Origin of the sequence: Janthinobacterium sp. P210005, from assembly GCF_036231865.1 — a bacterium.
In the GTDB taxonomy this organism is placed as follows: Bacteria; Pseudomonadota; Gammaproteobacteria; order Burkholderiales; family Burkholderiaceae_D; genus Janthinobacterium; species Janthinobacterium kumbetense.
In genome coordinates this window covers 211,800-237,600 of record NZ_JAZARC010000007.1, presented here as the reverse complement: position 1 = coordinate 237,600, position 25,801 = coordinate 211,800, and the positions used below count along the sequence as shown (strand labels likewise).

Here is a 25,801-nt window from a genome sequence, read left to right as displayed (position 1 = left end):
CCTATTGTAGCGCCTAATGCGCGCGGCGAGGCGGCGGATGGCCTTGCAGCAATGTTGCGCCGCATCAAAAGGCGGCGCCGTCAGGCGGCCCGCAAGGGCTTGCCCCGCCCCGCTTGCGCTTCCCCGGCGCACTGGCTGCAGCGCATCTGCACGGAAATCACGTTGGCGCCGATGTCCATGCCATGCGCCAGCGCCGCCTGGCGCAGCTGCTCCACCAGCGGCGCATCCTGCACCAGCACGCTGCGTTCGCAGACGCGGCACACGAGGTAGCAACTGTCCGTTTCCACCTGGTCGGGCTTGATCAGGTAGCGCGCCTTGTTGCCGCTGGCGCTAGCCTCGCGCTCGCGCAGCAGCAAGCCGGCCAGTTCCATTTCCTTGAGCACGCGGTAAATCGTGCCCAGGCTGACGGCAATGCCGATGTGCAGCAGTTGCTGATAAATGCTTTCCGCATTCATCGCTTGCCGCTGCGTGCCGGCCAGCACTTGCAAGATGCAGATGCGCGCGCTGGTCGGGCGCAGGCGCACGGCGCGCAAGCGCTCGAACACGCGGCCATCGCCCTGGTATTGAATGTCTTGCATGGGATTCTCCGCTTGTGCGTTCTGCTCTACTGACATTGCCAAGCGAGAAGCGCAAAAGGGAACCGGGAAATGAAAAAAAGCGCCGTTCCCGACTACTGGAACGGCGCCTTGCGCTACCTCAAACCGGCAAACATCAGAACTTCATGTTGGCCGTCAGGGTTGCCGAGCGGCCCGGTGCCACGCCAGCGTAATGCGGCGAGGAAACCTTGTCGAAGTACAGCTTGTTCGTCAGGTTCTGGATATTCAGCTGCAGGGTCACGTTGCGGTTGACCACATAGCTGGCCATGGCGTCGAAGCGCGTGTAGGCCGGGGCAAACTTGTTGTTGGCCACGTTCGCGTAGACCTTGTCGACGTAGTTCACGCCGCCGCCCACCGTGATGGCGGGCGTGACCAGGTAGGAGGTCCACAGCGAGGCGCTGTTTTTCGGCGTCGTGGGGAACTGGTTGCCGTTGTATGGCGACGGTGCATACACGGGTACCGCCGTCGTGCCCGTATTGACGTAGCCATTGTTTTCCACGATGGCGTTCAGGTGCGTATAGCCGCCGAAGACCGACCATTCCTTGGTGATATTGCCGCTCACGCCCAGCTCGATACCCTTGACTTGCTTGTCGCCCACGTTTTGCGTGGTGCCGTCCGGTGCCGTCACGCGCGCATTGCTCATGTCGCTTTGGAAATAGGCGCCGCTCACGGACAGGCGGCCACCCGGCAGCACTTCCCATTTCGTGCCCAGCTCGAAGCTCTTGCTCTCCTGCGGCTTCAGGTTCTGGATGGCGACCGTCAAGCCGTCGATGCCGTCGCCGCCGTCATTGCCCGGTGGCGTGGACGAGGTGCCGTAGGAAACATACACGCTGCTGTTGGTCGATGGCTTGTACACCAGACCGGCCTGGTAGCTGGCGAAGGTGGCGTGCACCTTGGCGCTGGTGGCGGCGGTGGTCTTGCCGTCGAGCGTGTATTGCGGCGTGTTCAGCGAACTCTTGTAGTCATCCCAGCGGATGCCCACGTTGAGCAGCCATTGCGGCGTGAACTCGATGGTGTCGAAGCCGTACACGGAACGCGTGTTGGTGACGATGTTCGTGCGTGCCGGCGACACCGTGCGCGTGTAGACCCATGGGTCGTTGGCGTTCGGGTTGAGCAACGGTGCGCAGTTGTACAGGGTGGCCGCGCCATAGGTCGGGCAGTTGGAACCGACTTTTTCCAGCGGGTTGTTCGTCCCCGGGCTGAACATATAGGAGCTGCGATCCGTTTCTTCGCGGCCGATTTCCAGGCCCACCGTGTAGGTGTGCTTCACGCCGCCGGCCAGGAATTCGCCGCCCAGACTGGTCGCATTGGCCAGCGCGTCCGTATCGGTCGTGCGCGTGTTGGCGCGGCGCCAGACGGTGCCGTACAGCATGGTGTTGCCCTTGGAATCGTCGGGCTGGGTCCACACGTAGTCATTGCTGGTCTTGCCGTAACGGGTCACGTTGCGCAAAATCAACTTGTTGCCGAAGTCGTGGCGCACGTCGATGGTGCCGATATCGCTTTGCGTGTCGCGGAAATCGCGGTTGACCAGGCCATAGAAGGTCTCGCGCGGCACGTTGACGGGGGTGCCGTTGCCGTTTTTCGATACATTCGCGCCCGACGAGAACGGGTTGTTGAACGGCAAGCCGGTGTCCGGCAATTCGCTCGACTGCATGTGGTAGTAGCTGAGGGTCGCCTGCGTGGCCGATTTCAGGCCGAAGGTGATCGATGGCGCGATGCCCCAGCGGTCGCCATTGATGTAGTCGCGGCCGGCCACGTGGGCGTCATGCGCCATCACGTTCAGGCGCACGGCCACGTCGTCGCTGATGACGCGGTTCACGTCGGCCGTGGCGCGGCGGTACTTGGCGCTGCCCAGGCCCACGGTGGCGTTGGTGAAATTGTCGACTTTCGGCGTCTTGCTGATCAGGTTGACGCCGCCGCCCGCGGACGAACGTCCACCGTAGGCCGAGTTCGGGCCCTTGACGACTTCGATTTGTTCCAGCGCAAAGATTTCACGCGATTGCGAACCCGTGTCGCGGATGCCGTCGATATACGTATCCGTTTGCGCGTTGTAGCCGCGGATGAACAGGTTGTCGCCCACAGGGTTGCCGCCTTCGCCGGCGCCGATGGTGATGCCCGGCACGGTGCGCAGCGCATCCGTCAGCGAGACGGCGCCCGTTTGCGAAATGATTTCGGCAGGAATCACGGTGACGGATTTCGGCGTGTCCAGCAGCGGTGCCGTCAGCTTGTCGTTGGCCGATTTGACGGGCGCCTGGATCAGGCGGTCAGCCGTGCCCACGACCTTGACTTCCTGCAACTGCTGCGGCTTGTCCACCGTTTGCGCGTGCAGCGCCAGCGGCATGGCCAGGGTGGCAAACGCGGCCAGGGCCGTGCCATGCATGCGTGGCGCGGAAGTGGTGTGGTGCTTGCGGCTGCGGATGAGGGCTGCCGGCTTGGCGGCGCCCGCTTGGTCTTTCAATGTCATCGCTATCTTTCACTCTATCGGATGGATTAAATTATGGCTGGCTACTGCGCCGTGGCGCCTGGCTGGCTCGTTGATTGCTTGGGTACGACAAAACTAGAACCGCCACAGCGCCGTCATACGCAACGCCCGGGGCGAGCCAGGCGCGATGTTGTCGTTGCTGTGGGCGGAGGCAAAATATTTTCTGTTGAACAGGTTTTCCACATTCAGCTGCAGCTGAAAATTTCCTTGCAGCTTGAAGTAGACGGCGCCGTCGACGCGGGCAAATCCCGGCAGCGCCACCGTATTCGACACGGACGCATACACGGCGCTGCGGGCAATGATGCCCAGCGCCGCGCCCCAGGCCGGCGAAAAATCGTAGCGGTTCCACAGCGACAGGCTGTGCCGGGGCACATGGGCCACCGTGGCCCCCTCGAATGCCGTGGCCGATTGCGTGGCCGTCAGCACGGCCCGCTGCCAGGCATAGCCGCCCGCGATGCTCCACCCGGGTCGGACCTTGCCCTTGACTTCCAGTTCCAGCCCCTCGCTGCGCTGGCCATCGACCAGCATGGCCCGCGTGGCGTCATTCGGGTCGGTGACGGCGACCTTGCTGCGCGTCAAACGGTACAAGGCCGCGCTGGCCGACAGGTCCGCGGTGGCTTCCCATTTCACGCCCGCTTCCACATTGCGAAAACGTTCAGGTTCAAACACGGCGTTGCTGGGCGTCAATGACGCCAGCTGTTCGCCCGCGCGCGGCAAGAACGATTGGCTGACGCTGGCATACAGCGACAGCGCCGGCACGGGCTGATAGATCAGGGCCGCGCGCGGCGACCACGGCGCATCCGTGCGGGCGATGCGCGCGCCATTGCGGCGGTTGACGAAATCGACGGCGAAGCGCTCGTAGCGCAGGCCGGCAATCGCCTGCCATTGCGGGCTGAAGCGGACCTGGTCCTGCAGGTACAGGGCGGCCGTGTCGGCCACGCCGTGGTTGTCGGCATCCGTGGCGCTGGGACGGAAGGTCACGGGCAAGTCCGTCACGGGGTGCGAAGTGGGCAGGCTGATGTGCGTGACGCCCTCGCCCAGGGTCGTGAAATAGCCGGTGTTGCGCAGATTGTCCGTCGTCTGGCGACCCAGTTCCCCGCCCGCCGTCAGGCGGTGCCGCACGGCGCCGCTGCTGACCGTCCACTCCACGTCCGTCTGGTTGAACAGGTTGCGCCGCAAGGTGGCGCTGTTGTACGCCAGCACCGTCACGCTGGCCCCATCCGCGCTGACGGGGCCGGGAAAGGCATTCTGGTACAGCTTGTCGTAATCGGCCAGGCGCGTGCGGTTGCGCAAGACCGCACCGCCGGCGAACGCATGCTCGATGGTCACGCCCAGCGCGTCGATGTAAGCCCACGACGGGCTGCTGCCGGCGATGCCGAAAAACGTGGACGGGTCCGTGTCGAACGGCCGGCCCCGGTACGACGGCACGCCCCGGTCCGTCACGCGGTCGTCGCGAAAATGTTCATAGCTGGCTTGCACGGTGGTGCGCGGCGACAAACGCCAGGCCACGACGGGGTTGACGGCGCTGCGGCGCACCTTCACGCCCTGGCGAAACGAGCCGCTGTTTTCCGCCATGGCGTTGACGCGCACGGCCACGTCGCCTTTCACGACCTGTTGCAGATCGATGGCGGCGCGCCCGTTGCGCCAGGCGCCCAGGCTCAGCGTTGCTTCGCCGTCATCGACCCACTGCGGCTGCTTGGTGGCCCGGTTGATCACGCCACCGCCACCGCCATGGCCGAAGACGAGGGCGTTCGGCCCCTTGATGGCCTCGACCGCTTCGATATTGTAGAAATCGCGGTAGTACTGCACGTCGTCGCGCATGCCGTCCAGATAGAAATCCGAGGTCGAGCTGTTGCCGCGCAGCACGGCCGTATCGCGGTTGCCCTCGCCTGCGGCCGTGCCCACGCCCGGCATGTAGCGCATGGCGTCGGCCAGGGTGCGCATGTCCTGGTCGCGTATCAATTCACGGCTCACCACGCTGACGGCCTGCGGCGTGTCATGCAGGGCCGTGTCGTTGCGGCTGGCGGCGGAAGAACTGGTACGGCGGTAGCCATCGTCGCCGCTGCCCTGCACGGTGACGGGCGCCAGCACTTGCAAGCCGGCGCCCTCCCCGTCCAGGTCGGCGCTCAGGGGCGTGGGCGCCAGGCGCACGATGTAACTTCCGTCCGGCAACTGCACGGCCACGAGGCCCGTGCCTGCCAGCAATTGCTGCAAGCCCTGGCCCGTGGCCACGGTGGCGTTCAAGCCGGCGCTGCGTTTGCCCTGCGTCAAGCCGCCTTCGGCCGACAGCAAGATTCCCGCCTGGCCCGCGAACTGGCGCAGGGCCTGGCCCAGGGGCGCGGCGGCGATGCGGAAGCTGTGCACGGTCTCTTCCGCCGCCGCTGCCATCGCATGCATGACAGGCACGGCCAGCAACGCCGCGGCCAGGGACAGCGGCAGCAGACGGCGGGCAAACGGCAGGGAGACAGGGTACGGCGGCACGGCATTCCTTATTGATGTTGAGCAGCTTACTTCTACCTTGCCAAACAACTTTTCAAAAAGGGAACCACTTTTTGAGAAATATTCTCATTTACTATTTTGACTGCGGCAGCTGGGCTTCCACCGTCACCCACCAGTCATGCAGGCGATGTATTCTCACGGGCAAGGTCGCTTCCAGCGCCGCCAGGATGCGGTCCGTATCGGCCAGCGGGTAGCTGCCCACCAGGCGCAGGTGGGCCACTTCGGGCGCGCAGCCCAGGTGGCCGCGCCGGTAGCGCGACAGTTGCGCGAGGAAATCATCGAGCCGCATCTGTTCCGGCTGCAGGCGGTACTCGATCCAGGCGGCCCCGTTCGGGTCGGCGGCGTATGGCTCGCCGATGAGACCGTCGCCGAAGCGCACTTGCCGGCCGGCCGGCACGATGCGCGGCACGCCGCCATCGCGGGGCGCCACCTCGACGCTGCCCTCGTAGACGGCCAGCAAGGTGGCATCGCCCTGCGGCTGCACGCTGAAACGCGTGCCCAGCGCGCGCAGGCGGCCGTGCACGGTGTCGACCACGAGCGGGCGCGCCGGCTGGCGGCTGTCGCGCGCGGAGGAAAGATAGATTTCGCCGCCATGCAGGGCGATGCGGCGCAGATGGTCGCTGTAATCGATGTCGAGGGACGTTGCCGTGTTCAGCCACAGTTGCGAACCGTCGGCCAGCGCCAGCTGGCGGATGGTGCCGACCGGCGTTTTTTCGCCCGCATGCAGGCTGGCAACCCAGCTGCGCGTATCGCGCCGCAGCAGCGCGGCGCCACCCGTGCCGGCCGTCAGGCACAGCGCCAGCAAGCCCTTGACCAGGCTGCGGCGCGCGGCGTCGCTCTGGCGCGGGCCTGCGGCGTCGAGCGCCTGGCGCGCCGGTTCCGCCGGCACCTGGCGAAATTCGGCGCTGACGGCTTCCACCCTGCGCCAGGCGGCGCGGTGGGCGGGCGAACTGGCATGCCAGCGCTCCCAGGCTTGCTGGTCGGCAGGGCCGGCATCGTCCCCGCGCAGCACGGCGAACCATTCGGCCGCTTCCTGCAGGATGGCGTAGTCGGCCGGCGGCATGGCGGCGCCTGGCTTAGGCGGCATCATCCATGCACAGCATGCATTGCAGCATGGCTTGCGCCATGTATTTTTTCACCATGCGTTCGGATACGTCCAGCTGGCCGGCGATCTGCGCATACGTCAGGCCGTCGAGCTGCGCCAGCAGGAAAGCCTGGCGCGCGCGCGGCGACAGGGTATCGAGCATGGCATCGATGCGGCACAGGGCTTCGACCACGAGGGCCCGCTCTTCCGGCGACGGCGCCGTCATTTCGGGATGGCTAGCCAGGGCCGCCAGGAACGTGCGTTCCAGGGTCAGGCGGCGCCAGTGGTTGACCAGCAAGCCATTGGCCACCGTGCTCAGGTAGGCGCGCGGCTCGCGCAGGCTGTCCGCCGATTGCGTCGCCAGCATGCGCACGAAGGTGTCCTGCGCCAGGTCGGCCGCACCGTCGCGGCAACCGAGCTTGCGCCACAGCCAGTTATACAGCCAGCCATGGTGGCTGGCGTACAGGTCGCTAAAGGTATCGAGGGAGGGAGAAATGGTGGACACGGGCAAACAAACAAAGGGGCTGCCATACTTGCCGGTCAAGTGGGTCAGCACTGCATCACGAATGAGAATGATTTTCATTTTCACACAATTTCACGACGATGTAAATTATCAAAAGCATCATCCCAGCCTGGCGCGGGCATTTTGCGCAACAGTGCCACCGCGCCATCATTTGCGAATGATTCTCGTTTGCGTTAAAATGTCAGCCTTCCTTCTTCCCCGCCATGCCTGACACCCCCGCATGGCGGCGCCATCGAAAGCCGCCATGACGACCTCCTCCCTTCCACAACCCCAGTTGCGCGCCAGCGCCGACGAGGCGCCGGAGACCCGCCAACAGCAACGCCAGCCTGCCGCCAACCCGCCACAACGGCGCTGGCACTGGAGCTGGAAACAGGTGTGGTTTCAATTGCACTGGTTTATCGGCATCACGGCCGGCACGGTGCTGGTGATCATCGGCCTGAGCGGCGCCACCCTGGCATTCAAGGATGAATTGCTCGATGTCATGAATCCCGGCGTGCGCCATGTCGCCGTGGAAACGCGCGCGCCGCTGACGCCTGGCCAGTTGAGCAACATTGCCGCTGCCGAACACGGCCAGCGCGTCGCTTCCATCACCATGTACGCCGAGGCGGGCGCGGCGCCACGCGTCTTCTTCGCGCCGAAGAATGGCCAGCGGCGCGGCGAGTCCATTTATGTCCACCCTTACACGGGCGCCACCCAGCCGGCGCTGGCGGGCGCGGGCTTTTTCGAGTGGACGGAATCGCTGCACCGCTGGCTGCTGCTGCCGCGCGATCCGGGCCGGCAAGTGGCGGGCGCGCTGGCTCTGTGCCTGCTGGGACTGGCCCTGTCCGGCCTGTATCTGCGCTGGCCCCGCCGTCCGCTGGACTGGCGCACCTGGCTGACCTTCGACCCAGCATTAAAAGGCCGCTCCTTCCTGTGGAACCTGCACGCCGTGGCCGGCACCTGGTGCCTGGTGGTCTACGTGGCGCTGACCCTGACGGGCATTTACTGGAGCTATGACGTGGTGCGCGACAATATCGACGCCTGGGCCGGCAAGCCGCCCCGCGTGGCGCAAACGCCGGGCAAGCAAGGCCAGTCCAGGGAAAAGAAAGAAGCGCCGGCCGTCGACCTCGGTCCGGCCTGGAGCAGCTTCCAGCAACACGCGGCCGGCTGGACCCTGGCCAGCGTGCGCCTGCCGACACGCGCCGGCGAAGCCGTGCAATTCACGTGGCTGGCCAGCGACGCGCCGCACGAGCGGGCGCGCAGCCGCATGAGCATTGCAGCGGCCGACGGCGTGGTAACGGAAAACGAACCGTACAGCCAGCAAGCGCTGGGCGCACGCCTCGTCAACATCATTTATCCGTTGCACATGGGCACGTATTTTGGTTTGCCGGGCCGCATCATCGTCACCCTGGCCAGCCTGGGCCTGCCCTTGTTCGCCATCACGGGCTGGATGCTGTACCTGGGCCGCCGCAAGGCGAAACGCGCCGTGCAGGCGCAGCGCGCCATGCTGGGCGCCGGCGCGCCGGGCCAGGCGAACACGGGCTTGCCCACCCTGGTGGCCTACGCCAGCCAGTCGGGCCAGGCCGAGCGCCTGGCCCTGGAAAGCGCGCGCGCCCTGCAACAGGTGGGCGTGGCCGTCGACGTGCAATCGCTGGACCAGTTCGATCCCGCGCAATTGCGCCAGTACGAACGGGCCCTGATCGTCGCCAGCACCTTTGGCGAAGGCGAGGCGCCGGATGCCACGCGCCGCTTCGCGCGCCTGCTGCAGCAAACCTCCGGCACGCCGCTGGCGGGCCTGGAATTCGGCATGCTGGCCCTGGGCGACCGCCATTACAGCGCCTTCTGCGGCTTCGGCCATGCGCTAGCACAACAATTGCAGGCGCTGGGCGCCACACCCCTGTTCCCCCTGATCGAAGTGGACAAGCACGACTCCGCCGCCCTCGCCGACTGGTCCACAGCGCTGGCCCGCTGCAGCGGCAGCGCCATCGACGCCATCGGCGTGCAGGAAGAAGCGTCGTATGCCGAGTGGCGCCTGGCGCGCCGCGTGCTGCTCAACCCGGGCAGCCAGGGCGGCGAACTGCATGAAATCACCTTGACGGGCCCGGCCGGCGCCAGCTGGGAAGCGGGCGCACTGGCGGAAATCATTCCCTGCAATGCGGACGGCAGCGATGGCGATGCCGGCAATGCCCATCACGCGCCGCGCAGCTACTCGATCGCCTCGCTGCCGTCCGATGGCGAACTGCAGTTGCTGGTGCGCCAGGAACGCCATGCGGGCGAGGAAAATCAGGGCCATGGCCTCGGCTCCGGCTGGCTGACGCGCTTCGCCCCGCTGAACGCCACCGTCCGCCTGCGCCTGCAAGCCAATCCGGCCTTCGCCCCTGCCCTGGTCGACGTGCCCTGCATTTATATCGGCAACGGTTCCGGCCTGGCCGGCCTGCGCTCGCACTTGCGCGCGCGCCAGCGGGCGGGACTGGCCCGCAACTGGCTGCTGTTCGGCGAGCGCCAGCAAGCTTTTGACAGCGTCTGCGGCACAGAGTTGCAAGGCTGGCTGGACGCTGGCCACCTGGCGCGCCTGGACCGCGTCTTTTCGCGCGATGGCGCCGATGCCGGCAAGCGTGAATACGTGCAAGACCGCCTGCGCGCCAACGCCGGAACGCTGCGCGACTGGCTGGCGCAGGGGGCCATCGTCTACGTGTGCGGCAGCCTGCAAGGCATGGCGGCAGGAATCGATGCTGTACTGCAAGAATTGCTGGGCCAGGAGGGTCTCGACGCCCTGCTGGCGGCCGGACGCTACCGCCGCGACGTGTATTGACCTGGCTCAAGCCATCGCCGGCGCCGCCCGGCTATGTGGGCCGGCGCACGGTCGGCGCCAGCCATCGGACTACAGTGGGGGCATGGCGGCAGGGCGACAAACCCGCGCCGCCCCACCCACTGTCTGCGAGGCTTCCCATGAAAAACCCCTGGATGAGCATGTACCTGAGCGCCGCCAACCGCATCGCCAACACGGCGCGCGGCCATGCGACGGCCGCCGTCAAGCGCGAAGCGGCGAAAAATACGCGGCAATTGACGCAAGTGTGGTTCGATTCCTTCCTGCCCCCGACAGGCAAGCCGCGGCGCAGCCGCAAGGCGAAATAAGCCCCTGGCAACGGGCGAACTGGTGCGGTGCATCACAGCAATAAATTGAAGTTTCAATCAGATGAACTAAACTGCAAGCATGGTAGTACATAAGGAAGTGACCGGCAGGCACCGCATCCCCGCGCCGCCGCCGGGACACCGGGAGACGACCATGTTGACGCTCAAAGTGCTGGCTTGCCTTGCCCTGTCGGCCTTGCTGCTCGTACCCCTCGTGCTGCGCGACGCGATGCAGACGTCCGCCGGGCAGCAGTTGCAGGTGCCGAATGTCGATGCGCAAGGCATGTGGGCCCACTGGCCCAAGCAATAGCAATACGCGCGGCTGAGAAAACACCGCTGACTGCGTTGCTTTGACTTGCCGTACTCGCGTACTGTCTGCGTCAAAGACGCCTTGCCAGCGGCGTTTTTCAGCGGCGCTCGGTAGTGGATTGCATCGTTAAAACCGCTTTGTTTTGCGGATGGGGATTTGTTCTCTCCTCCCATTTATTTTTACCTTGATTTGCTCCCCCTCTTCGCCGTACTTTTGATCCAGATCATGGATTTCCACCTTTGCTGCGCCCAAACTGGAACAGTCCGCTTCGCACCGTGACGGACTTAACCTGGAGCATCAGCATGGGTAAATCGGATTGGAAGGATGAGATGGCGCTGGGCGTTCCCGTCATCGACGAGGCGCATGAAGCGCTGTTTCAGGAACTGGCGCGGCTGCAGCAGTTGGGCGACCAGCATTTCAGCATGGCGTTTCGCGAGCTGATCGCGGCCGTCGAACGCGATTTCCGCGAGGAAGAGGATTTGATGGAGCAAATCGCCTTTCCCTCGCTGGCCAACCACCGCGAACAGCATGCGCGCGTGCTCAGCGGCCTGCACCATGCCTGGGCCGCCGTCGATGAAGGCGACCTGGAACAGGGGCGCCATGCACTGTCGCTGTTGCCGCAATGGCTGATCTTTCACCAGGCCACGATGGACCTGGCCCTGGCGGCGGCGCTGGAGCTGGTGCAGCGCCAGCCTAGCTAGCTTCTACAGCAGCAGCACCGTGGCTTGCTCGGGCAAGACGACGCGGTAGTGGCCCGGGTATTTGTCTTCGCCATCGAAAATCTTGCAAAACACGGGCTGGTTGATGTCGTTGACGGCGGCCTCGTTCATGGGCAGGGTGGCGATCAGCTGCTCGCCTTCGACCAGTTGCAGCGCGCTGCCCCGCTCGGCAGCGCAAAACGCCAGCGATTGCACGTCGCTGGCGAACGGCCGCTTGTACCACGGCGTGATGGCCCGCACGGCGCGCCGGGCGTCCTGCAAGACCTGCCCCACGCGCTTGACGTTCCAGGCATCGCGCGCCACGGACGGCTGAAGCACGATATTCGCCGTCAACTCGCCCCTGCTCTTATTCACCAGGAAAGTACCGTCCTGCGCGGCGATATCTTCGTTGAGCGGCACGACGAACACGCCGCCATCGGACACCTTGATCGGCATGGGAGCGCCATTGCCTTGCAAGGCCACGCGCACGTCGTCGATGGTGGCGCTCAGCTTGGCCGGAATCAGGCGCAGGGCCATGACCACGCTGCCGCTCGACACTTGCCACACTTTCCGGGCCGTCAGATAACTGTCGCGGTAAGCCGTGAAACGCACGCGCGGCGCCTTGGCGTCGCTGCTGGCGGTGACCGTCACCGTTTGCGATGGCAAGGTTTCCTCCGCGCCCGCCGGCGCCGCTGGCGCCACGGGCGTGGCTGGCGCAGGGAGTGCCGGCACGAGCGGTGGCGGCACAAGCGGCGGTGGCACGGCGGCGGGCGGCACGCTGGCGCTCTGCAGCGGCGCGGGGATAGCCGGCGGCGCGTGCTCCTGGGCCTGGCCCAGCGACACGACACACAACCATCCGGCACAAGCGATCCATGTACGCATGCATTTCTTTCAATGAGGAAAATATTTTATCAGCGCCTGCATTATCGCAGAAGGCCAGCCCATGCGCCGCCCCTGGTCTGCCTCCACTCCTGCCCGCACTCTTTTGGTGCGCACGCTTGATTATTTAACAAATACCACTTATATTGATAATGATTCTTATTCACACAAGTGAAGGGAATCGCGCGCCCTTCTTTTCCACTGCCCGCACGCGCCGGGCCTTGCGGTGGAACTGCTATCCAAGCCAGACCACGGGCCAGCGTCACGCCATCCCCCAGCTACTGCGCACCTCGCCAGACGAGATAGGAAAACACACAACTACAATATGCCAGGAAAATGATGCAATCGACGACAGTCTTCCCTCCTTCGCGCCAGCCCGCCTTGCGCCCCCTCCCCCGCCTGTTACACGTCGCCCTGCTGAGCCTAGCCGCCGGCACCGTCTTGCCGGCCCAGGCCGCCGACGCCGCCGCGGCCGACGTCACCATGCCGGCCGTCACCGTGCTGGGCCAGTCGATGGCCGGCACGGAAGGCACGCAGTCGTACACGACAGGCGAAGCGCGCAGCGCCACGCGCATGGACCTGTCCCTGCGCGAAACGCCGCAATCGGTCAGCGTCATCACGCGCCAGTTGCTCGACGACCTGGGCGCCGTGCGGCTGGACCAGGCGCTGGCGCAGACGACGGGCATCCAGGTTGGCCAGAATGACACGGAGCGCACGACCTTTTATGCGCGCGGCTTCGGCATCAACAATATCCAGATCGACGGCATGGCGCGCGGCGGCCAAGCGCCGCTGCAAGACACGATTTTGTACGACCGCATCGAGGTCGTGCGCGGCGCCACCGGCTTGATGGGCGGCAAGGGCGACCCGTCGGCCACCATCAACATGATACGCAAGCGCCCGACGAAGGAATTCCAGGCCAGCGCCGGCCTCATCATGGGCCGCTGGGATGACCAGCGCGTCGAGGCCGACCTGTCCACGCCGCTGAACGCGCAGGGCAGCGTGCGTGCGCGCACGGCCCTGGCCTGGCAAAAACGCGATTCCTACCTGGACATGTATCACGAACGCAAGACGGTCGGCATGCTCATCGTCGAGGCGGACCTGCGTCCCGGCACCCGGCTGACGGCGGGCGTCGACTTCCAGGACAACGAGCCCACGGGCGCCACCTGGGGCGCCGTGCCCTACTGGAACGCGGACGGCAGCCTGGCCAATTTGCCGCGCAACACCAGCTGGACGGCGCCATGGAGCACCTGGGCCAAAAAACAGCACACGGTGTTTACCTCGGTGGACCAGCGCCTGCCGGGCAACTGGAATCTGCACCTCGGCTATGCGCGCACGGAAAGCACGAACCGCACCACCGTTCTGTATGCGGGCAAAGGTTATCCCGATCCCGCCACGGGCAAAGGCATGGAACTGTGGACGGGCGCCTGGGGCGCGGGCAAAAATTACAGCGACAATTTCGACGTCTACGCCAGCGGGCCGTTTACCTTGCTGGGACGCAAGCACACGGCCATCATCGGCTGGAATGGCGACAACAGCCAGGATCGCTCCATCGGCGGCAAGGAAAAAATCGATTACTCGAAATTCATCCCCGATTACCGCAGCTGGACGGGCAACGTCCCCCGCCCCGTGTTCACCCCGGATGGCTCGCACACGGAAAGCGTGACGCGCCTGGCGGGCGGCTATGTGGCCACGCGTTTGAGCCTGGCCGACCCGCTGCACGTGATCATCGGCGCGCGCAGCAGCACCTATCGCACGGACACGCGCAGCTACAACACGCAAGGCGTGTACACGGGCAGCAGCGACTTTGTGGAAACGCGCAATGAAATCACGCCGTACGTGGGCGCCGTGTTCGATATCAACAAGCAATATTCCGCCTACGCCAGCTTCACGCAGCTGTTCAACCCGCAAACGAGCAAGGACCGCAACAACCAGTTCCTGGCGCCGGAAACGGGCGACAATGCCGAGCTGGGCGTCAAGGGGGAATTCTATGAAGGCAAGCTGAATGCGTCGGCCGCCCTGTTCCACACGAAGAAAAAGAACCTGGCGGAACTCGACCGTTCCGTGCCGCCCGGCTTTTTGCTGCCCGACGGCGGCCAGGCCATGGTGGCCAACGGCGCCGGCGTGACGGCCAAGGGCGTCGAATTCGACGTTTCCGGCCAGTTAACACCCGCCTGGGAAGCGAGCGGCGGCTATACCTATCTGCACGCGGCCGAGGCCGATGGCCGCCGCGCCGCCACCACCCAGCCGCGCCATTTGCTGCGCCTGGCCACCAGCTACCGCTTCGACGGCCGCCTGGCAGGGCTGAAAGCGGGCGCCAGCCTGACGGCGCAAAGCGCCACCTACAGCGAATCGTGGTACGGCCGTCCGCCGTCAAGCGAGATGACGAACATCCCGCAAGCCGGTTATGCGCTGGTCAACGCCATGGCCAGCTATGCCATCAACCGCCATGCCAGCGTGCAGCTGAACGTGAATAACTTGCTCGACAAAAAGTACTACCGCAACGTGGGCTTCTTCGATGGCGTGTTCTGGGGCGAACCGCGCAACATCAGCCTGGCCGTGCGCACGGCGTTTTAAGCGGGACGCAGTGCATCAGGCTGCCGGCGCGCTGCGCCAGTGCGCGGGCGCGGGCAAAGTGAAGCCTTCGAGCAAGGGGCCGCCCACGGGCGCCAGCACGGCGGCGGCCACCTGCCCGAACGCATGCTGGCCGGCCGGCAAGTCGCTGGCGACCAGGCGCAGCGCGCCGTCCAGCTGCCCGGCGACGGCGGCGTCGAACGCCTGCAGGCGGCGGAACAGATGCTTGCCGCCGCCGCTCCATACGCCCGCCGCGCGCAAGTGCAGGTCGGCCAGCGCTTCGTACAGCTGGCAAGCCACGGCCAGCGCCTCGCCCGGATGCACGCTGTCGACCAGGTCTTCCAGCGCCGTGGTGATGGCGTAGCGGCGGCGCTGCAGGTTTTCCACGTCGAGCAAGGGCGGCCCGGCTGCGGCGATGGCTTGCGCCAGCGCCAGCAGCTGCGCGTGCTGCGCTCCGGGCGCGAGAATGTTTTCCCCTTCCACCACCATCATCACCAGCGGCACCTTGCCGCCCGGCGCATCGATTTCCTTGCAAAAATACGTGAACGTGGCCATGTCGTGCGCGAACAGTTCCACCGTGCGCCCTTCGGCCACGAGGGTGTCGCGCCAGGCGCAATCGACGTGGTCGAACAGCAGCAGCAAGTCGATGTCGGAAGTGGGCGTCTGCCGGCCCGTGGCGAACGAACCGCCGATGATGGCCGCCACGGCCGTGGGATAGCGTTCACGCACCAGCCGCACGGCGATCGCGCGGATAGCGTCATAGGTGGAAATGTCTGTCACAGCCAGTGCTCCTTGCCGAAAAGCACTATCCTACACGCGATACGCGGCCTGCCGCCATCCTGCTACACTGGCGCTCTCTGATCAAGGAACCAACATGGAATACGATTGCATCGTGGTGCCCTCGCCCGTGGGCGAGCTGACGCTGGTGGCGCGCGGGACGGCCCTGGCCGCCATCCTGTGGGAAAACGACAAGCCCAACCGCGTGCGCCTGGGCGCGATGCGCGTCGATGACGGTTGCGCCGTGCTGCAGCAAACGGCGCGCCAGCTGGCGGAATATTTCGCCGGCACGCGCCAGTGTTTTGACGTGCCGCTCGATTTCGCCGGCACCGCCTTCCAGCAGGAAGTATGGCGCGCACTGCTGACGATACCGTATGGCCAGACGCGCAGCTATGGCGAGATCGCGCGCCAGATCGGCCGTCCCGCCGCCGTGCGCGCCGTGGGCGCCGCCAACGGCAAGAATCCCATTTCCATCATCGCCCCCTGCCACAGGGTCATCGGCGCCACGGGCGAGTTGACGGGCTTTGCGGGCGGCCTGCATGCCAAGGAAACCCTGCTGGCGCTGGAAGGCATCGCCCTGTCCAGCGACCGCGAAGCGCTGAAAACGGGCCACGCCCGCCGCCGCGCCGTACCCATCGATACGGCGCAAGGCTGCTTGTTTTAGCCGCGGCATCGCTCCCCTTGTGGGATACTCACGCCCTCCGTTCAAGCAAACACACCCTATGCCCTACCTTGTCATCCTGTTCTTTGTCGTCCTGTATTTGCTGGCCACGTTCTTTTTCCACATCCCCGCCCTGGTCGCCCTCGTGTATGGCGTGCTGAGCCTGAGCTGTTTCGTTGCCTATGCGATCGACAAGTCCGCCGCCAAAGGGGGCCGCTGGCGCACCTCGGAACGCACCCTGCTGCTGCTGGGGCTGCTGTGCGGCTGGCCGGGCGCCGTGCTGGCCCAGCAATGGCTGCGCCACAAGTCCAGCAAGCGCTCGTTCCGCATCCTGTTCTGGATCACGGTCGCCCTCAATATCGGCGCCTTCGTGTATTTCAGCATGCATTACGCGGCGCCCGATATCGGCACCGACGTGGCGCCCATCGAACTGTAAAACTACTTCGCACCAAGATGTAACAATTATTGCAGCCCGTTGTTCTTGAAATGATCGCCTGTCAGAATATCAATATTCACGATATTCAAGCCAATTCATTTACACGGGAAAGCCCTTTTCGACCATGCGTACCTTGCAATTCCACAATTCCTTCCTGTTCCGCCTTGCCGCCGCGATTTGTTTCGCCATCACCTTGGCGGGCTGCACAAGCTATCGCTTTATTCCCCCGGACTCCGATGCGGGGCGTCAATGCGTGACGAGTTGCGGGACCAATCGGCAAATATGCATTGCCGGCAAGGAACAAGTTGCCGCGGCCCAGGCGCAAGCTTGCGAGATGCGCAACGTCAGTACCGTTTCCCTCTGCCTGGCCGTGGCGAAAACAGATGCGGACCGGGAACTGTGCTCGAAGAAACGCCAATATTGCTCCTCAAACAACTCTGCAACGTGGCAATGCGAGGCGGATTACCGAAGCTGCTATACGCAATGCGGCGGCAGGATCGAGGAAAGCGAATAAACGCGGAAAGCCTGATGCCATCGAACAGGATGCCGCGTGGCAAGCGCAAGGCGCGATGAACGACGCGCGGCAGACAGCTGCTTACTCGCCCAGCAGGCGCAGCGATTCCAGCCAGTCCGCCTTCCATTCGCGCAGCAACGGTTGCGTGGCGAACGCCTTCTTCAGGTGCGCCATCGGCACGCGGTGCACGTCGTGCAAGCCGAACGCCAACGTCACCGGATGCCACAGATGGCTGTTCTTGCCGCCGCGCGAATTCTTGCGCACGCGCGCGCCATCGTCGCCGAAGATGCCCACGCCGCTGGCCAGCCCCTTGTCCAGGTCGACCTTGCCCACGCCGGCGAAGGCCAGCAGAATCTGCTCGCGCCCCAGGCCCTTCAAGGCGCTGGGCAAGACCACGGGGCCCTTGTCCACCTCTGCGACATCCGGCTGCGGATGCTGCAACTCCTTGAGCAAACGCAACAGATCGCGCTCCTGGAAGTGCAAGCCGTCCAGCGGCGCGCGCAAGCCCGGCGCCTTCAGTTCGATGGCGATATTGCCCGAGTCGCGCGTAAAACGCAGCCACACGTCGTCCGCGCCCGAGGCCAGGTGCTGCTTGTCCCCGATAAACACGACGGGCGCCGCATAGCGCGTCACGCCGTCATGGAACAGCTCGGCCCATGCCTCGCTGTAATCGAGCCAGACGTAGGGCAAGCCGCCCTGCTCCAGCAAGCGCGCCAGGGTCCACGGCGTGCCCGTCTGTTCAGCCAGCCAGGCACAGGCGTCAAGGGCGGTGGCCCGGTATGGCAGGGATATGGCAGTCATGGCGGTTCCATCGATAAAAGTGGAGCGCAGTGTAGCAGACCTCGTCCTCATCCCCTTCGGCAGGCGCAGCGGGACGCTGCGCGATGTGCTAGGCTGGAAGCATCAGCACGCGCCATGCCCATTCCGGCCGCCTGGCGCACTACCGCGAGGGGATCACCATGCATTCGAGCACCAACGCCGCCACCGCACCTGCCCCGCCACCGGAACGCGATTCGCCCACGCCGGCCAGCGAAAGCCATGCCGAGGAAGCGCTCGATGAAGCGCTGAAGGAAAGCTTCCCGGCCAGCGACCCGATCGCCATTGCCACGCCAAAACCAGCCGGCAAGACGCCGCCCTGATGGCGCGCGCCCCAGCCACCGTTGCGGTGGCTTTTTTTTGCCTGAACTGAATCCGGACGCCCCGCCCCCGCGTAGATGGCTATGCCACGACCGAACGAAGTTACTACGCGGAAAGGAAACGCCATGCAGCATTACAGCAAAAAGACGGATCCCCTGGACCAGCGCCTGTACCTGGCCCAGCGCATCGACCGGGCCGATGCGCGCCTGCAACGCTTGCACGATGCGGCCGAGCGCGAACGCTGCGCGCAATGGATCACGGCCTGGGCCGTGGCGGCGGGCGCCGACGCGCCGCGCGGCATGAAGCTGCGCATCCGCGGCGAATTCATCCTGCTTTGATCCAAAACAAAAGCCCCGCCCGGTGCATGCGCACGGGGCGGGGCCAGTCAAGCCGACAGTTTCCTAATCGGACGTGTCGCGGTACTGCTCGGGCGTCGTGTCGCCATCGGCGACTTCATACCACATCGCATTGAGCACGGCGAAGGTCGCCGCCAGCGGAAGACCCAGTATCCAGGCGAAATACCACATAGTTATATCCTTTCGTTGATTCTTAGTAGGCGTGACCGCTGTCGTCCTTGATTGCTTTTGCGTCAACCTTACCCCACAGCACTTTATATACCCACGTCGTGTACGCCACGATGAGGGGAATGAAGACGGCCGTGACGACCAGCATGATGAACAGGGTCATGTGACTGGACGAGGAATCCCACACCGTCAGGCTGGCGCGCGGGTCGATCGACGATGGCAGGATGAACGGGAACATGGCCGCGCCCACGCCGAGGATGATGCCGGCGATGCCGGCCGCGCTGGCCAGCAAGGCGGGCACTTCGCGGCGCGCGCGCTGGAAGGCAAAGGCCAGCAGCGGGCAAAGCAGGCCCAGCGCAGGGGCGATCCAGGTCCAGGGATGGGCGGCAAAGTTGAGGAACCAGGCGCCCACGTGCACTTCCGCCGTTTTCAGCATCGGGTTCGACGGACCGTCGACCACCACCGTGCTGCTGATGCGGTAGCCATCGACCCACAGCCACAGGGCCACGCCGGCCAGCGCATACAACACGACGGTGGCAAGCGCCGCCACGCTGCCGTAGCGGCGCGCCCGTTCGGCCACGGCACCGTCCGTTTTCAGCTGCAGCCAGGTGGCGCCGTGCATCACCAGCATGGCCACCGAGACGAGGCCGCACAGCAGCGCGAACGGGTTGAGCAGCGCAAAGAAGCTGCCGTCATAGAAGATGTGCATGTCTGGCGAGAAACGGAACGGCACGCCTTGCAGCACGTTGCCGATGGCCACGCCGCAGATCAGGGCCGGCACGAAGCCGCCCACGAACAGGGCCGCATCCCAGCGGGCGCGCCAGCGCGGGTCTTCCCGCTTGCTGCGGAACTTGAAGGCCACGGGGCGCACGATCAGCGCCACGAGGATGACGAACATAGCCAGGTAAAAGCCCGAAAACGACACGGCGTACAGCTGCGGCCAGGCGGCAAAGATGGCGCCGCCGCCGAGGATCAGCCACACCTGGTTGCCTTCCCACACGGGACCGATACTGTTGATGACGACCCTGCGCTCGAGGTCCGTCTTGCCGACGAAGGGCAGCAGGATGCCCGTGCCCAGGTCGAAGCCGTCCGTGATGGCAAAGCCCACCAGCAAGATGCCGATCAGCAGCCACCAGATCAGGCGCAGTGTTTCGTAAGAAATCATTTCATGCAAAATCATGGTCTGGCCCTCCTTAGGCGCGTTGAGTCTGAATGGCAGCGGGGGCTGGCACGGGGGCCGGCGCCTTCTCTTCCGGCCCCTTGCGGATGGCCTTGAGCATGAGCTTCATTTCAATCATCAACAGCACCGTGTAGATGGCGGCAAAGCCGGCAATCGTGATCAGGAGGGTCGAAGCGCCCAGATTCGAGACGGCCACGGCCGTCGGCAGCACGCCTTCGATGACCCACGGCTGGCGGCCCACTTCGGCCACGATCCAGCCCGCTTCAATGGCCACCCACGGCAGCGGGATGGCGAACACGGCCAGCTTCAGCAGCCAGCGGTGCTTGTCCAGGGTGCGGCGCGTCGACAGCAGGAAGAAGGTGCCGGTCAACAAGATAAAGAACATGCCCAGGCCCACCATCACGCGGAAGGACCAGAACAGGGGCGCCACGGGCGGCACGGTATCGAGCGCGGCCTTGCGAATTTGCTCGGGCGTGGCCTGGCGCGGGTCGTCGACATAGCGTTTCAGCAGCAAGGCATAGCCCATGGACTGGCCTTTCGACTCGAACATGTCCTTCGCGTCCTGCGGCACGGGGCTGCCCGGCGCCACGCTGCGGATGGTTTGCAGCGCGTCATACGCCTTGATGCCATCCTTGATCAGCAGTTCGCCGCGGTCGACCAATTGCTCGATGCCGGGGATTTCCGTCGTCAGCGAGCGCGTGCCGATCAAGCCCATCACCATCGGGATGTGCACGGCGTAATGCGTCTCGCGCGCTTTCGCGTCGGGGAAGCCGAAGGCCGTGAAGGCGGCCGGGGCCGGCTCCGTGGTCCACATGGCCTCGATCGCGGCCAGCTTCATCTTTTGGTGTTCCGACGACAGGTAGCCGCTTTCATCACCCAGTACCACCACCGACAGCGAAGCGGCCAGGCCGAACGAGGCGGCGACCGTCATCGAGCGCTTGGCCAGCTGCACGTGGCGGCCCTTCAGCAAATACCAGGCGGAAATACCCAGCACGAACACGGCTGCGGCCGTATAGCCGGCCGACACCGTGTGCACGAATTTCGCCTGAGCAACAGGATTCGTCAGCACGGCGCCGAAATCCGTCACTTCCATGCGCATGGTTTGCGGATTGAAGGCCGCGCCGACGGGATTTTGCATCCAGCCGTTGGCGATCAGGATCCACAGGGCCGAGAAGTTCGAACCGATGGCCACCAGCCAGGTCGTGACCAGGTGGCCCCGCTTCGACAGCTTGTCCCAGCCGAAGAAGAACAGGCCGACGAAGGTCGCTTCCAGGAAGAAGGCCATCAAGCCCTCGATGGCCAGCGGCGCGCCGAAAATGTCGCCCACGTAATGGCTGTAGTAGCTCCAGTTCATGCCGAACTGGAATTCCATGACGATGCCCGTCGCCACGCCCATGGCGAAGTTGATGCCGAACAAGACACCCCAGAACTTGGTCATGTCGCGCCAGATGGGGCGGTTCGTCATCACGTAAACCGTCTCCATGATGGCGAGGATCACTGACAGGCCTATCGTCAGCGGAACGAATATAAAGTGGTACAGGGCTGTCAGCGCAAACTGCAGTCTGGATAAAGCGACAATATCGAAGTCCATATGATTTCCTTGGTGTTTCCCTACTGTAATTGTAAACTTGGTATCTATCTGATGCGATTCGATTGGTTCCGCCGCCTTCGGGCTGGCGTGCGGCACCGCCTGTCTCCGTTCTTGTCAATCCCCCCGCAAACCCGCCAAGGCCGCTTCGAAGCCATCCGTGCCGCGCCGCAGCTCTTCGACGATGCGGCCGTCGCGGATGCGCAGCAGCCGGTCCGCCAGCGCCGCTTCGCGCCGCAAGTGGGTTGCGATCAGCAAGCTGCGCCCTTCACAGCGCGCGCGCAAGCGCTGCAAAACGTCGCCTGCCGTCCCCGCATTCAGTGCTTCCGTCGCTTCGTCGAGCAGCCACAAGGTCGATTCGTGCAGGAACAGCCGCGCCAGCGCCAAACGGCGCGCCTGGCCGCCCGACAAGCCCAAACCGCCCTCGCCCAGCATGGTGTCGAGGCCGCCCGCCAGGGCGCGCACCTCGTCGTCCAGGCCGGCCGCCTGCAGCGCCGCCCACAGCTGCGCATCGCTGGCGGCGGGGTCGGCCAGGCGCAGGTTGTCGCGCAAGCTGTCCTGGAACAATTCCGTCTTCTGCGTGAACAAACAGGCGCGCGGCGCGCTCACCTTGCCCGACAATGGCGCCAGCTCGCGCGCGGCCAGGGCCAGCAAGGTGGACTTGCCCGCGCCGCTGGGGCCGATCAAGGCCACGCGCTCGCCGGCGGCGATGTGCAGCGATACGTCATGCAGGATGGCAACGTGGCTGCCCGCATGCGCGGCGCTGACGCGTTCCAGGCGCAAGCCCGGTGCGGCATCCATGGGCAGCGTGGCGACATCCTGCTGCTCCAGGCGCGGCGCCAGGCGGCGCATCGCCAGCAGCATGCGCCCCGCTTCCAGCGCGCCGCGGCGCAATCCCGCAAACGGTTCCACGGCCGTCAGGGCGATCAGCAGGGCCAGCGCCGCGGCCGGCACACTCAGCGCCTGCTGCTGCACCAGCGCGGCGACGGCCAGCAGCACGCCAGCCAGGGTCGCGCTGCCGGCCACGCCATACGCTGCGCCCGCCGCCGTTTCCAGGCGCAGCAAGGCGAAATCGGCTTGCGCCAGCGAGCGGTCGATCCGCCCCAGCGCCGCGCACTGGGCGTCGATGCGGCCCGCCATCACCAGGTCCGTCTGGCCGGCCACCAGGTCGATGGCGCCGGAACGCAGTTTTTCGATGGCGCGCGAGCGCACGATGGCCGGGCGGCGGGCGCGGCGCGCCACGCTCCAGCTGATGCCGCCGCCGGCGGCCAGCAGCCACGCGGCCAGTCCCAGGCCCAGCTGCCACTGCATCACGCCCAGCGCCACGCCCGCCAGCAAGGCCACGCACAGGGCCGTGAAGGCAGGCACCAGCAGGCGCAGGTACAGCGATTCGAGCGCATCGATATCGGCCGTCAGGCGGAACAGCAGCTTGGCGGGCTGGCGCAGCAGGCGGCTGGCCGCTTCCGGGCGCGACCAGCCGCGAAACAGTTGCACGCGGATGCTGGCCAGCGCGGCGAACGTGGCGTCGTGCGTGACGAGGCGTTCCGCATAGCGCGAACCCGTGCGGCCGATGGCCAGCAGGCGGATGCCGGCCGACGGGCCGAACACGTCGAACAGGATGGCCGTCGAGGCATGCAGGCCGGCAATCGAGGTGGCCGTGATGAACCAGCCGGACAAGCCCAATAAGGCCATGCCGGACACCGCCGTCAGGGCCGCCAGCAAGGCGCCCCCGATCAGCTTGCCGGGTTGGGCCAGCAGCAATTGCCGCAGGACGGGATGCGAGATCAGTGTGGTGTTCATGCGCGCAACTCCTGTGCCTGCGCCCGGGCATCGACCTGCACCGTGCGCTGCAGGCGGCCGGCCAGCACGGGGTCGTGCGTGGCGACGATCATCGTCTTGCCTTTCGCCAATTCCAGCAAGGCGTCCGTCACGCGCGCCGCCGTTTCGCTGTCCAGGTGGGCCGTCGGTTCATCGACCAGCAGCAAGTCCGCATGCGGATGCAGGGCCACGCGGGCCAAGGCCAGGCGCACGGCTTCGCCGCCGGACAAGCCCTGCCCGCCATCGCTGAGCATGACGGCCGGCTGCGCCTGCGCCACGGCAGCCAGGTCGGCCAAGTGCAGCGCCTGCGTCACTTGCGCGGCATGCGCGCCCACGCGGCCCAGGGTCACGTTCTGGCTGACGGAGGCGGCAAACACATGGGGACGCTGGCCCATCCACGCCATGCGCTGGCGCAAGGTATTCACGGTGCCGTCGGTCAGGCGTACGCCGCCGATGCGGATCTCGCCGCCGCTGGCGGGCAGCAAGCCGGCCAGCAAGGACAGCAAGGTGGTCTTGCCGGCGCCGCTGGCGCCCAGCAGCGCGACATGTTCGCCGGCGCGCACGGTCAGGTCGAAGCCGTCGAAGACGCGCGCCTCGCCGGGATGGGCAAAGCGCAGTTGATGGATATCAATAGCGGGCGGCGGCGCCACGGCCATGGCGGCGGCGGAGACGGCAGCGGCTGCCACGCCGGCGCCGGGCAGGGGCACGCCTTCGGCCGCCAGGTCGTGCAGGCCGGCCAGGCCCGCTTCGCCGGCCGCCTTGTCGTGCCAGACGGCGGCCAGTTCGCGCAAGGGTTCGAAAAACGCGGGCGCCAGCAGCAGGATGAACAAGCCCTGCCCCAGGCTCAGTTCGCGGCCCCAGGTGCCGAAATTGATACTGCCCAGCAAGGAGAAACCGATAAACGCGGCCACCATGGCGACACCGAGCGCGGAAAACAGTTCCAGCACGGCCGACGACAGGAAGGCGATGCGCAGCACGACCATCGTGCGCCGGCGCACGGATTGCGACGAGGCATCCAGCCGCGCGGCCGTGGCATCGACGGCGTCGAGCGCGCGCAGGGTAGCCAGGCCGCGCAGGCGGTCCAGCAGAAACGCGTTCATGCTGCCCATTTCCACCATCTGCGCGCGGCTGGCCGCTTGCGCGCCCATGCCCACGAGGGCCATGAAGACGGGAATCAGGGGCGCGGCGATGAGCAGGATCAGGGCAGCGATCCACGACAGGGGCGTCACCACGGCGAGGATCACGAGCGGCACGAGCATGACTTTCCAGCGCGCGGGCTTGTAGCGCACCAGGTAGGGCACGATGGCTTCGGCCTGTTCGGCGATGACGCTGGCCGCCTGCCCCGACTGGGCGCGCTGGCGGTCCAGCGGCGAACGGTGCGCCAGCGCTTGCGCCACTTGCGCGCGCAAGGTGGACAGGTGGTCGCGCGCCGCCGCATACATGCGCCGCGCGCCCCACGCTTCGCAGCCGGCGCGCAGCATGCCCAGCAGCAGCACGCCGGCGGCCGGCAACAGGGCCGCGCGCCACGGTGCACCGGCGAGCATGGCTTGCACGGCCCAGGCCAGCAAGGCCGCTTGCGGCAGCCACAGCAAGGCGGCGCCGCCCTGCGCCAGGCTGGCGGCGCGGGGAAGGATAAAGCGGGGCAAGGACAGTGGCGTGGTAGGCATCTCTATACTTTTTGAGTTTTCAGAATTTTCTGTAAATTCGATATTTTGTATAATACTGCGAAACATGACATATATCAATTGACCCTGCGGGTGTGGCGTGAAAAAATTCAGATAATTATGAAAACTCAACATATCCAAATGACGCCGCTGATCCTGACCTTCGTCAGCCATTTCGGCGAGATGGGCAGCCGCTGGGGCTTTAACCGGACAGTGGGGCAAGTGTACGCCTTGTTGTTTGTCGCAGAGCATCCTTTACACGCGGATGAAATCGCGGAACACCTGAGTTTTTCACGCTCGAACGTGAGCATCGGCTTGAAGGAATTGCAGGGCTGGGGCTTGATCCGCCAGTCGCGCATCCCCGGCGACCGGCGCGAGTATTTTTCCTCGCTGGGAGATGTGTGGCAAATCTTCCGCGTGGTGGCCGCCGAGCGCCGCCGCCGCGAAGTGGCGCCCACCTTGACGGTGCTGCGCGAATCGCTGCTGGCGCCGGCCACGGAGCCCGTCGACCAGTATGCGCAGGAGCGCATGCGCGAAATGTATGAACTGGTCGACCTGGCCAACACCTGGTTCGACGACTTGCAGCGCCTGTCGCCCGAATCGATGGCGCAGTTGATGAAAATGGGCGCCAAGGTGCAAAAGCTGCTCAATGCCAAGGATCGCTTGTTCGGCGTCAGCAATAACAGCGACTGAAACCCGCCCCCCCCCTCTCCCCAATCAAGGCATTGCTAGCACAAGCTGGCACGCCT

Annotated in this window: 24 protein-coding genes; 11 read left to right on the top strand and 13 right to left on the bottom strand. The window is 65.5% G+C overall.

Annotated elements, in window-relative coordinates:
* Nucleotides 1-80: 80 nt before the first annotated feature.
* The 5 genes from VPH40_RS25145 to VPH40_RS25125 all read right to left on the bottom strand — a co-directional run bounded on the left by VPH40_RS25145 (nucleotide 81) and on the right by VPH40_RS25125 (nucleotide 7,166).
* The gene (locus VPH40_RS25145; RefSeq protein ID WP_180278566.1) at nucleotides 81-578 is read right to left on the bottom strand and encodes a Fur family transcriptional regulator; all 498 of its coding nucleotides are present in this window, start codon (nucleotides 576-578) and stop codon (nucleotides 81-83) included.
* A 133-nt stretch (nucleotides 579-711) separates the two neighbouring features.
* On the bottom strand, nucleotides 712-3,060 hold the full coding sequence (locus VPH40_RS25140; protein WP_328574819.1) for a TonB-dependent receptor: 2,349 nt from the start codon (nucleotides 3,058-3,060) through the stop codon (nucleotides 712-714).
* Nucleotides 3,061-3,153: 93 nt separating this feature from the next.
* Nucleotides 3,154-5,559 carry a TonB-dependent siderophore receptor gene (locus VPH40_RS25135; protein ID WP_328574818.1) on the bottom strand — a complete coding sequence of 802 codons (2,406 nt, stop codon included), beginning with the start codon at nucleotides 5,557-5,559 and terminating at the stop codon, nucleotides 3,154-3,156.
* 91 nt (nucleotides 5,560-5,650) lie between these two features.
* A complete protein-coding gene (locus VPH40_RS25130) occupies nucleotides 5,651-6,664 on the bottom strand; it encodes a FecR domain-containing protein (RefSeq protein ID WP_328574817.1) in 1,014 nt (337 codons plus the stop codon).
* A complete protein-coding gene (locus tag VPH40_RS25125; RefSeq protein ID WP_369812298.1) occupies nucleotides 6,654-7,166 on the bottom strand; it encodes a sigma-70 family RNA polymerase sigma factor in 513 nt (170 codons plus the stop codon). The genes VPH40_RS25130 and VPH40_RS25125 overlap by 11 nt, the downstream gene beginning before the upstream one ends.
* A gap of 262 nt (nucleotides 7,167-7,428) precedes the next feature.
* On the opposite strand from VPH40_RS25125, the gene VPH40_RS25120 reads away from it, so the two are divergent.
* From VPH40_RS25120 to VPH40_RS25105, 4 genes are all read left to right on the top strand, one after another.
* A complete protein-coding gene (locus VPH40_RS25120; protein ID WP_328574816.1) occupies nucleotides 7,429-9,975 on the top strand; it encodes a sulfite reductase flavoprotein subunit alpha in 2,547 nt (848 codons plus the stop codon).
* Nucleotides 9,976-10,112: 137 nt separating this feature from the next.
* Nucleotides 10,113-10,298 carry a hypothetical protein gene (locus VPH40_RS25115; RefSeq protein WP_099402374.1) on the top strand — a complete coding sequence of 62 codons (186 nt, stop codon included), beginning with the start codon at nucleotides 10,113-10,115 and terminating at the stop codon, nucleotides 10,296-10,298.
* A 151-nt stretch (nucleotides 10,299-10,449) separates the two neighbouring features.
* Entirely contained in the window at nucleotides 10,450-10,605 is a 156-nt protein-coding gene (locus VPH40_RS25110) for a hypothetical protein (RefSeq protein WP_180278567.1), read from the top strand.
* A 302-nt stretch (nucleotides 10,606-10,907) separates the two neighbouring features.
* Nucleotides 10,908-11,306 (top strand): bacteriohemerythrin, encoded by a 399-nt coding sequence (locus VPH40_RS25105; RefSeq protein WP_099664476.1) that lies wholly within the window; start codon nucleotides 10,908-10,910, stop codon nucleotides 11,304-11,306.
* A gap of 3 nt (nucleotides 11,307-11,309) precedes the next feature.
* On the opposite strand, the gene VPH40_RS25100 is transcribed toward VPH40_RS25105, so the two are convergent.
* Complete coding sequence (locus VPH40_RS25100) at nucleotides 11,310-12,185, bottom strand: hypothetical protein (protein ID WP_328574815.1); 876 nt, start codon at nucleotides 12,183-12,185, stop codon at nucleotides 11,310-11,312.
* Nucleotides 12,186-12,521: 336 nt separating this feature from the next.
* Here VPH40_RS25100 and VPH40_RS25095 point away from each other — a divergent pair, with 336 nt between their 5' ends.
* Nucleotides 12,522-14,756 carry a TonB-dependent siderophore receptor gene (locus VPH40_RS25095; protein ID WP_328574814.1) on the top strand — a complete coding sequence of 745 codons (2,235 nt, stop codon included), beginning with the start codon at nucleotides 12,522-12,524 and terminating at the stop codon, nucleotides 14,754-14,756.
* 15 nt (nucleotides 14,757-14,771) lie between these two features.
* Here the strand turns inward: VPH40_RS25095 and VPH40_RS25090 are convergent, their stop codons facing one another.
* Nucleotides 14,772-15,533 (bottom strand): nucleotidyltransferase domain-containing protein, encoded by a 762-nt coding sequence (locus tag VPH40_RS25090; RefSeq protein WP_289898941.1) that lies wholly within the window; start codon nucleotides 15,531-15,533, stop codon nucleotides 14,772-14,774.
* 94 nt (nucleotides 15,534-15,627) lie between these two features.
* On the opposite strand from VPH40_RS25090, the gene VPH40_RS25085 reads away from it, so the two are divergent.
* From VPH40_RS25085 to VPH40_RS25075, 3 genes are all read left to right on the top strand, one after another.
* Nucleotides 15,628-16,194, top strand: coding sequence for a methylated-DNA--[protein]-cysteine S-methyltransferase (locus VPH40_RS25085; protein WP_328574813.1), 567 nt, complete (start codon nucleotides 15,628-15,630; stop codon nucleotides 16,192-16,194).
* Between the two features lie 58 nt (nucleotides 16,195-16,252).
* Nucleotides 16,253-16,627, top strand: coding sequence for a DUF1294 domain-containing protein (locus VPH40_RS25080; RefSeq protein ID WP_305057198.1), 375 nt, complete (start codon nucleotides 16,253-16,255; stop codon nucleotides 16,625-16,627).
* A 124-nt stretch (nucleotides 16,628-16,751) separates the two neighbouring features.
* A complete protein-coding gene (locus VPH40_RS25075) occupies nucleotides 16,752-17,141 on the top strand; it encodes a hypothetical protein (RefSeq protein WP_289905478.1) in 390 nt (129 codons plus the stop codon).
* A gap of 81 nt (nucleotides 17,142-17,222) precedes the next feature.
* Here VPH40_RS25075 and VPH40_RS25070 read toward each other — a convergent pair whose 3' ends face one another.
* Nucleotides 17,223-17,942, bottom strand: coding sequence for a hypothetical protein (locus VPH40_RS25070; RefSeq protein ID WP_328574812.1), 720 nt, complete (start codon nucleotides 17,940-17,942; stop codon nucleotides 17,223-17,225).
* Between the two features lie 158 nt (nucleotides 17,943-18,100).
* Between VPH40_RS25070 and VPH40_RS25065 the strand changes: the two genes are divergently transcribed.
* Both VPH40_RS25065 and VPH40_RS25060 read left to right on the top strand, forming a co-directional pair.
* Entirely contained in the window at nucleotides 18,101-18,280 is a 180-nt protein-coding gene (locus VPH40_RS25065) for a hypothetical protein (protein WP_099664483.1), read from the top strand.
* 123 nt (nucleotides 18,281-18,403) lie between these two features.
* The gene (locus VPH40_RS25060) at nucleotides 18,404-18,616 is read left to right on the top strand and encodes a hypothetical protein (protein ID WP_099664484.1); all 213 of its coding nucleotides are present in this window, start codon (nucleotides 18,404-18,406) and stop codon (nucleotides 18,614-18,616) included.
* A gap of 63 nt (nucleotides 18,617-18,679) precedes the next feature.
* Here the strand turns inward: VPH40_RS25060 and cydX are convergent, their stop codons facing one another.
* The 5 genes from cydX to cydD all read right to left on the bottom strand — a co-directional run bounded on the left by cydX (nucleotide 18,680) and on the right by cydD (nucleotide 25,055).
* A complete protein-coding gene (gene cydX, locus VPH40_RS25055; RefSeq protein WP_077402854.1) occupies nucleotides 18,680-18,805 on the bottom strand; it encodes a cytochrome bd-I oxidase subunit CydX in 126 nt (41 codons plus the stop codon).
* A gap of 22 nt (nucleotides 18,806-18,827) precedes the next feature.
* Nucleotides 18,828-19,982: a cytochrome d ubiquinol oxidase subunit II gene (gene cydB / locus VPH40_RS25050; protein WP_305053196.1), complete on the bottom strand. Its 1,155-nt coding sequence runs from the start codon at nucleotides 19,980-19,982 to the stop codon at nucleotides 18,828-18,830.
* Nucleotides 19,983-19,995: 13 nt separating this feature from the next.
* Nucleotides 19,996-21,573, bottom strand: a complete 1,578-nt coding sequence (locus tag VPH40_RS25045) for a cytochrome ubiquinol oxidase subunit I (protein ID WP_099664486.1) — start codon at nucleotides 21,571-21,573, stop codon at nucleotides 19,996-19,998.
* 114 nt (nucleotides 21,574-21,687) lie between these two features.
* Nucleotides 21,688-23,370, bottom strand: a complete 1,683-nt coding sequence (locus VPH40_RS25040) for an amino acid ABC transporter ATP-binding/permease protein (protein ID WP_328574811.1) — start codon at nucleotides 23,368-23,370, stop codon at nucleotides 21,688-21,690.
* The gene (cydD, locus tag VPH40_RS25035; RefSeq protein WP_328574810.1) at nucleotides 23,367-25,055 is read right to left on the bottom strand and encodes a thiol reductant ABC exporter subunit CydD; all 1,689 of its coding nucleotides are present in this window, start codon (nucleotides 25,053-25,055) and stop codon (nucleotides 23,367-23,369) included. The genes VPH40_RS25040 and cydD overlap by 4 nt, the downstream gene beginning before the upstream one ends.
* 138 nt (nucleotides 25,056-25,193) lie before the next feature.
* Here cydD and VPH40_RS25030 point away from each other — a divergent pair, with 138 nt between their 5' ends.
* Nucleotides 25,194-25,745, top strand: coding sequence for a GbsR/MarR family transcriptional regulator (locus VPH40_RS25030; RefSeq protein ID WP_170909696.1), 552 nt, complete (start codon nucleotides 25,194-25,196; stop codon nucleotides 25,743-25,745).
* The last annotated feature ends 56 nt before the right edge of the window (nucleotides 25,746-25,801 follow it).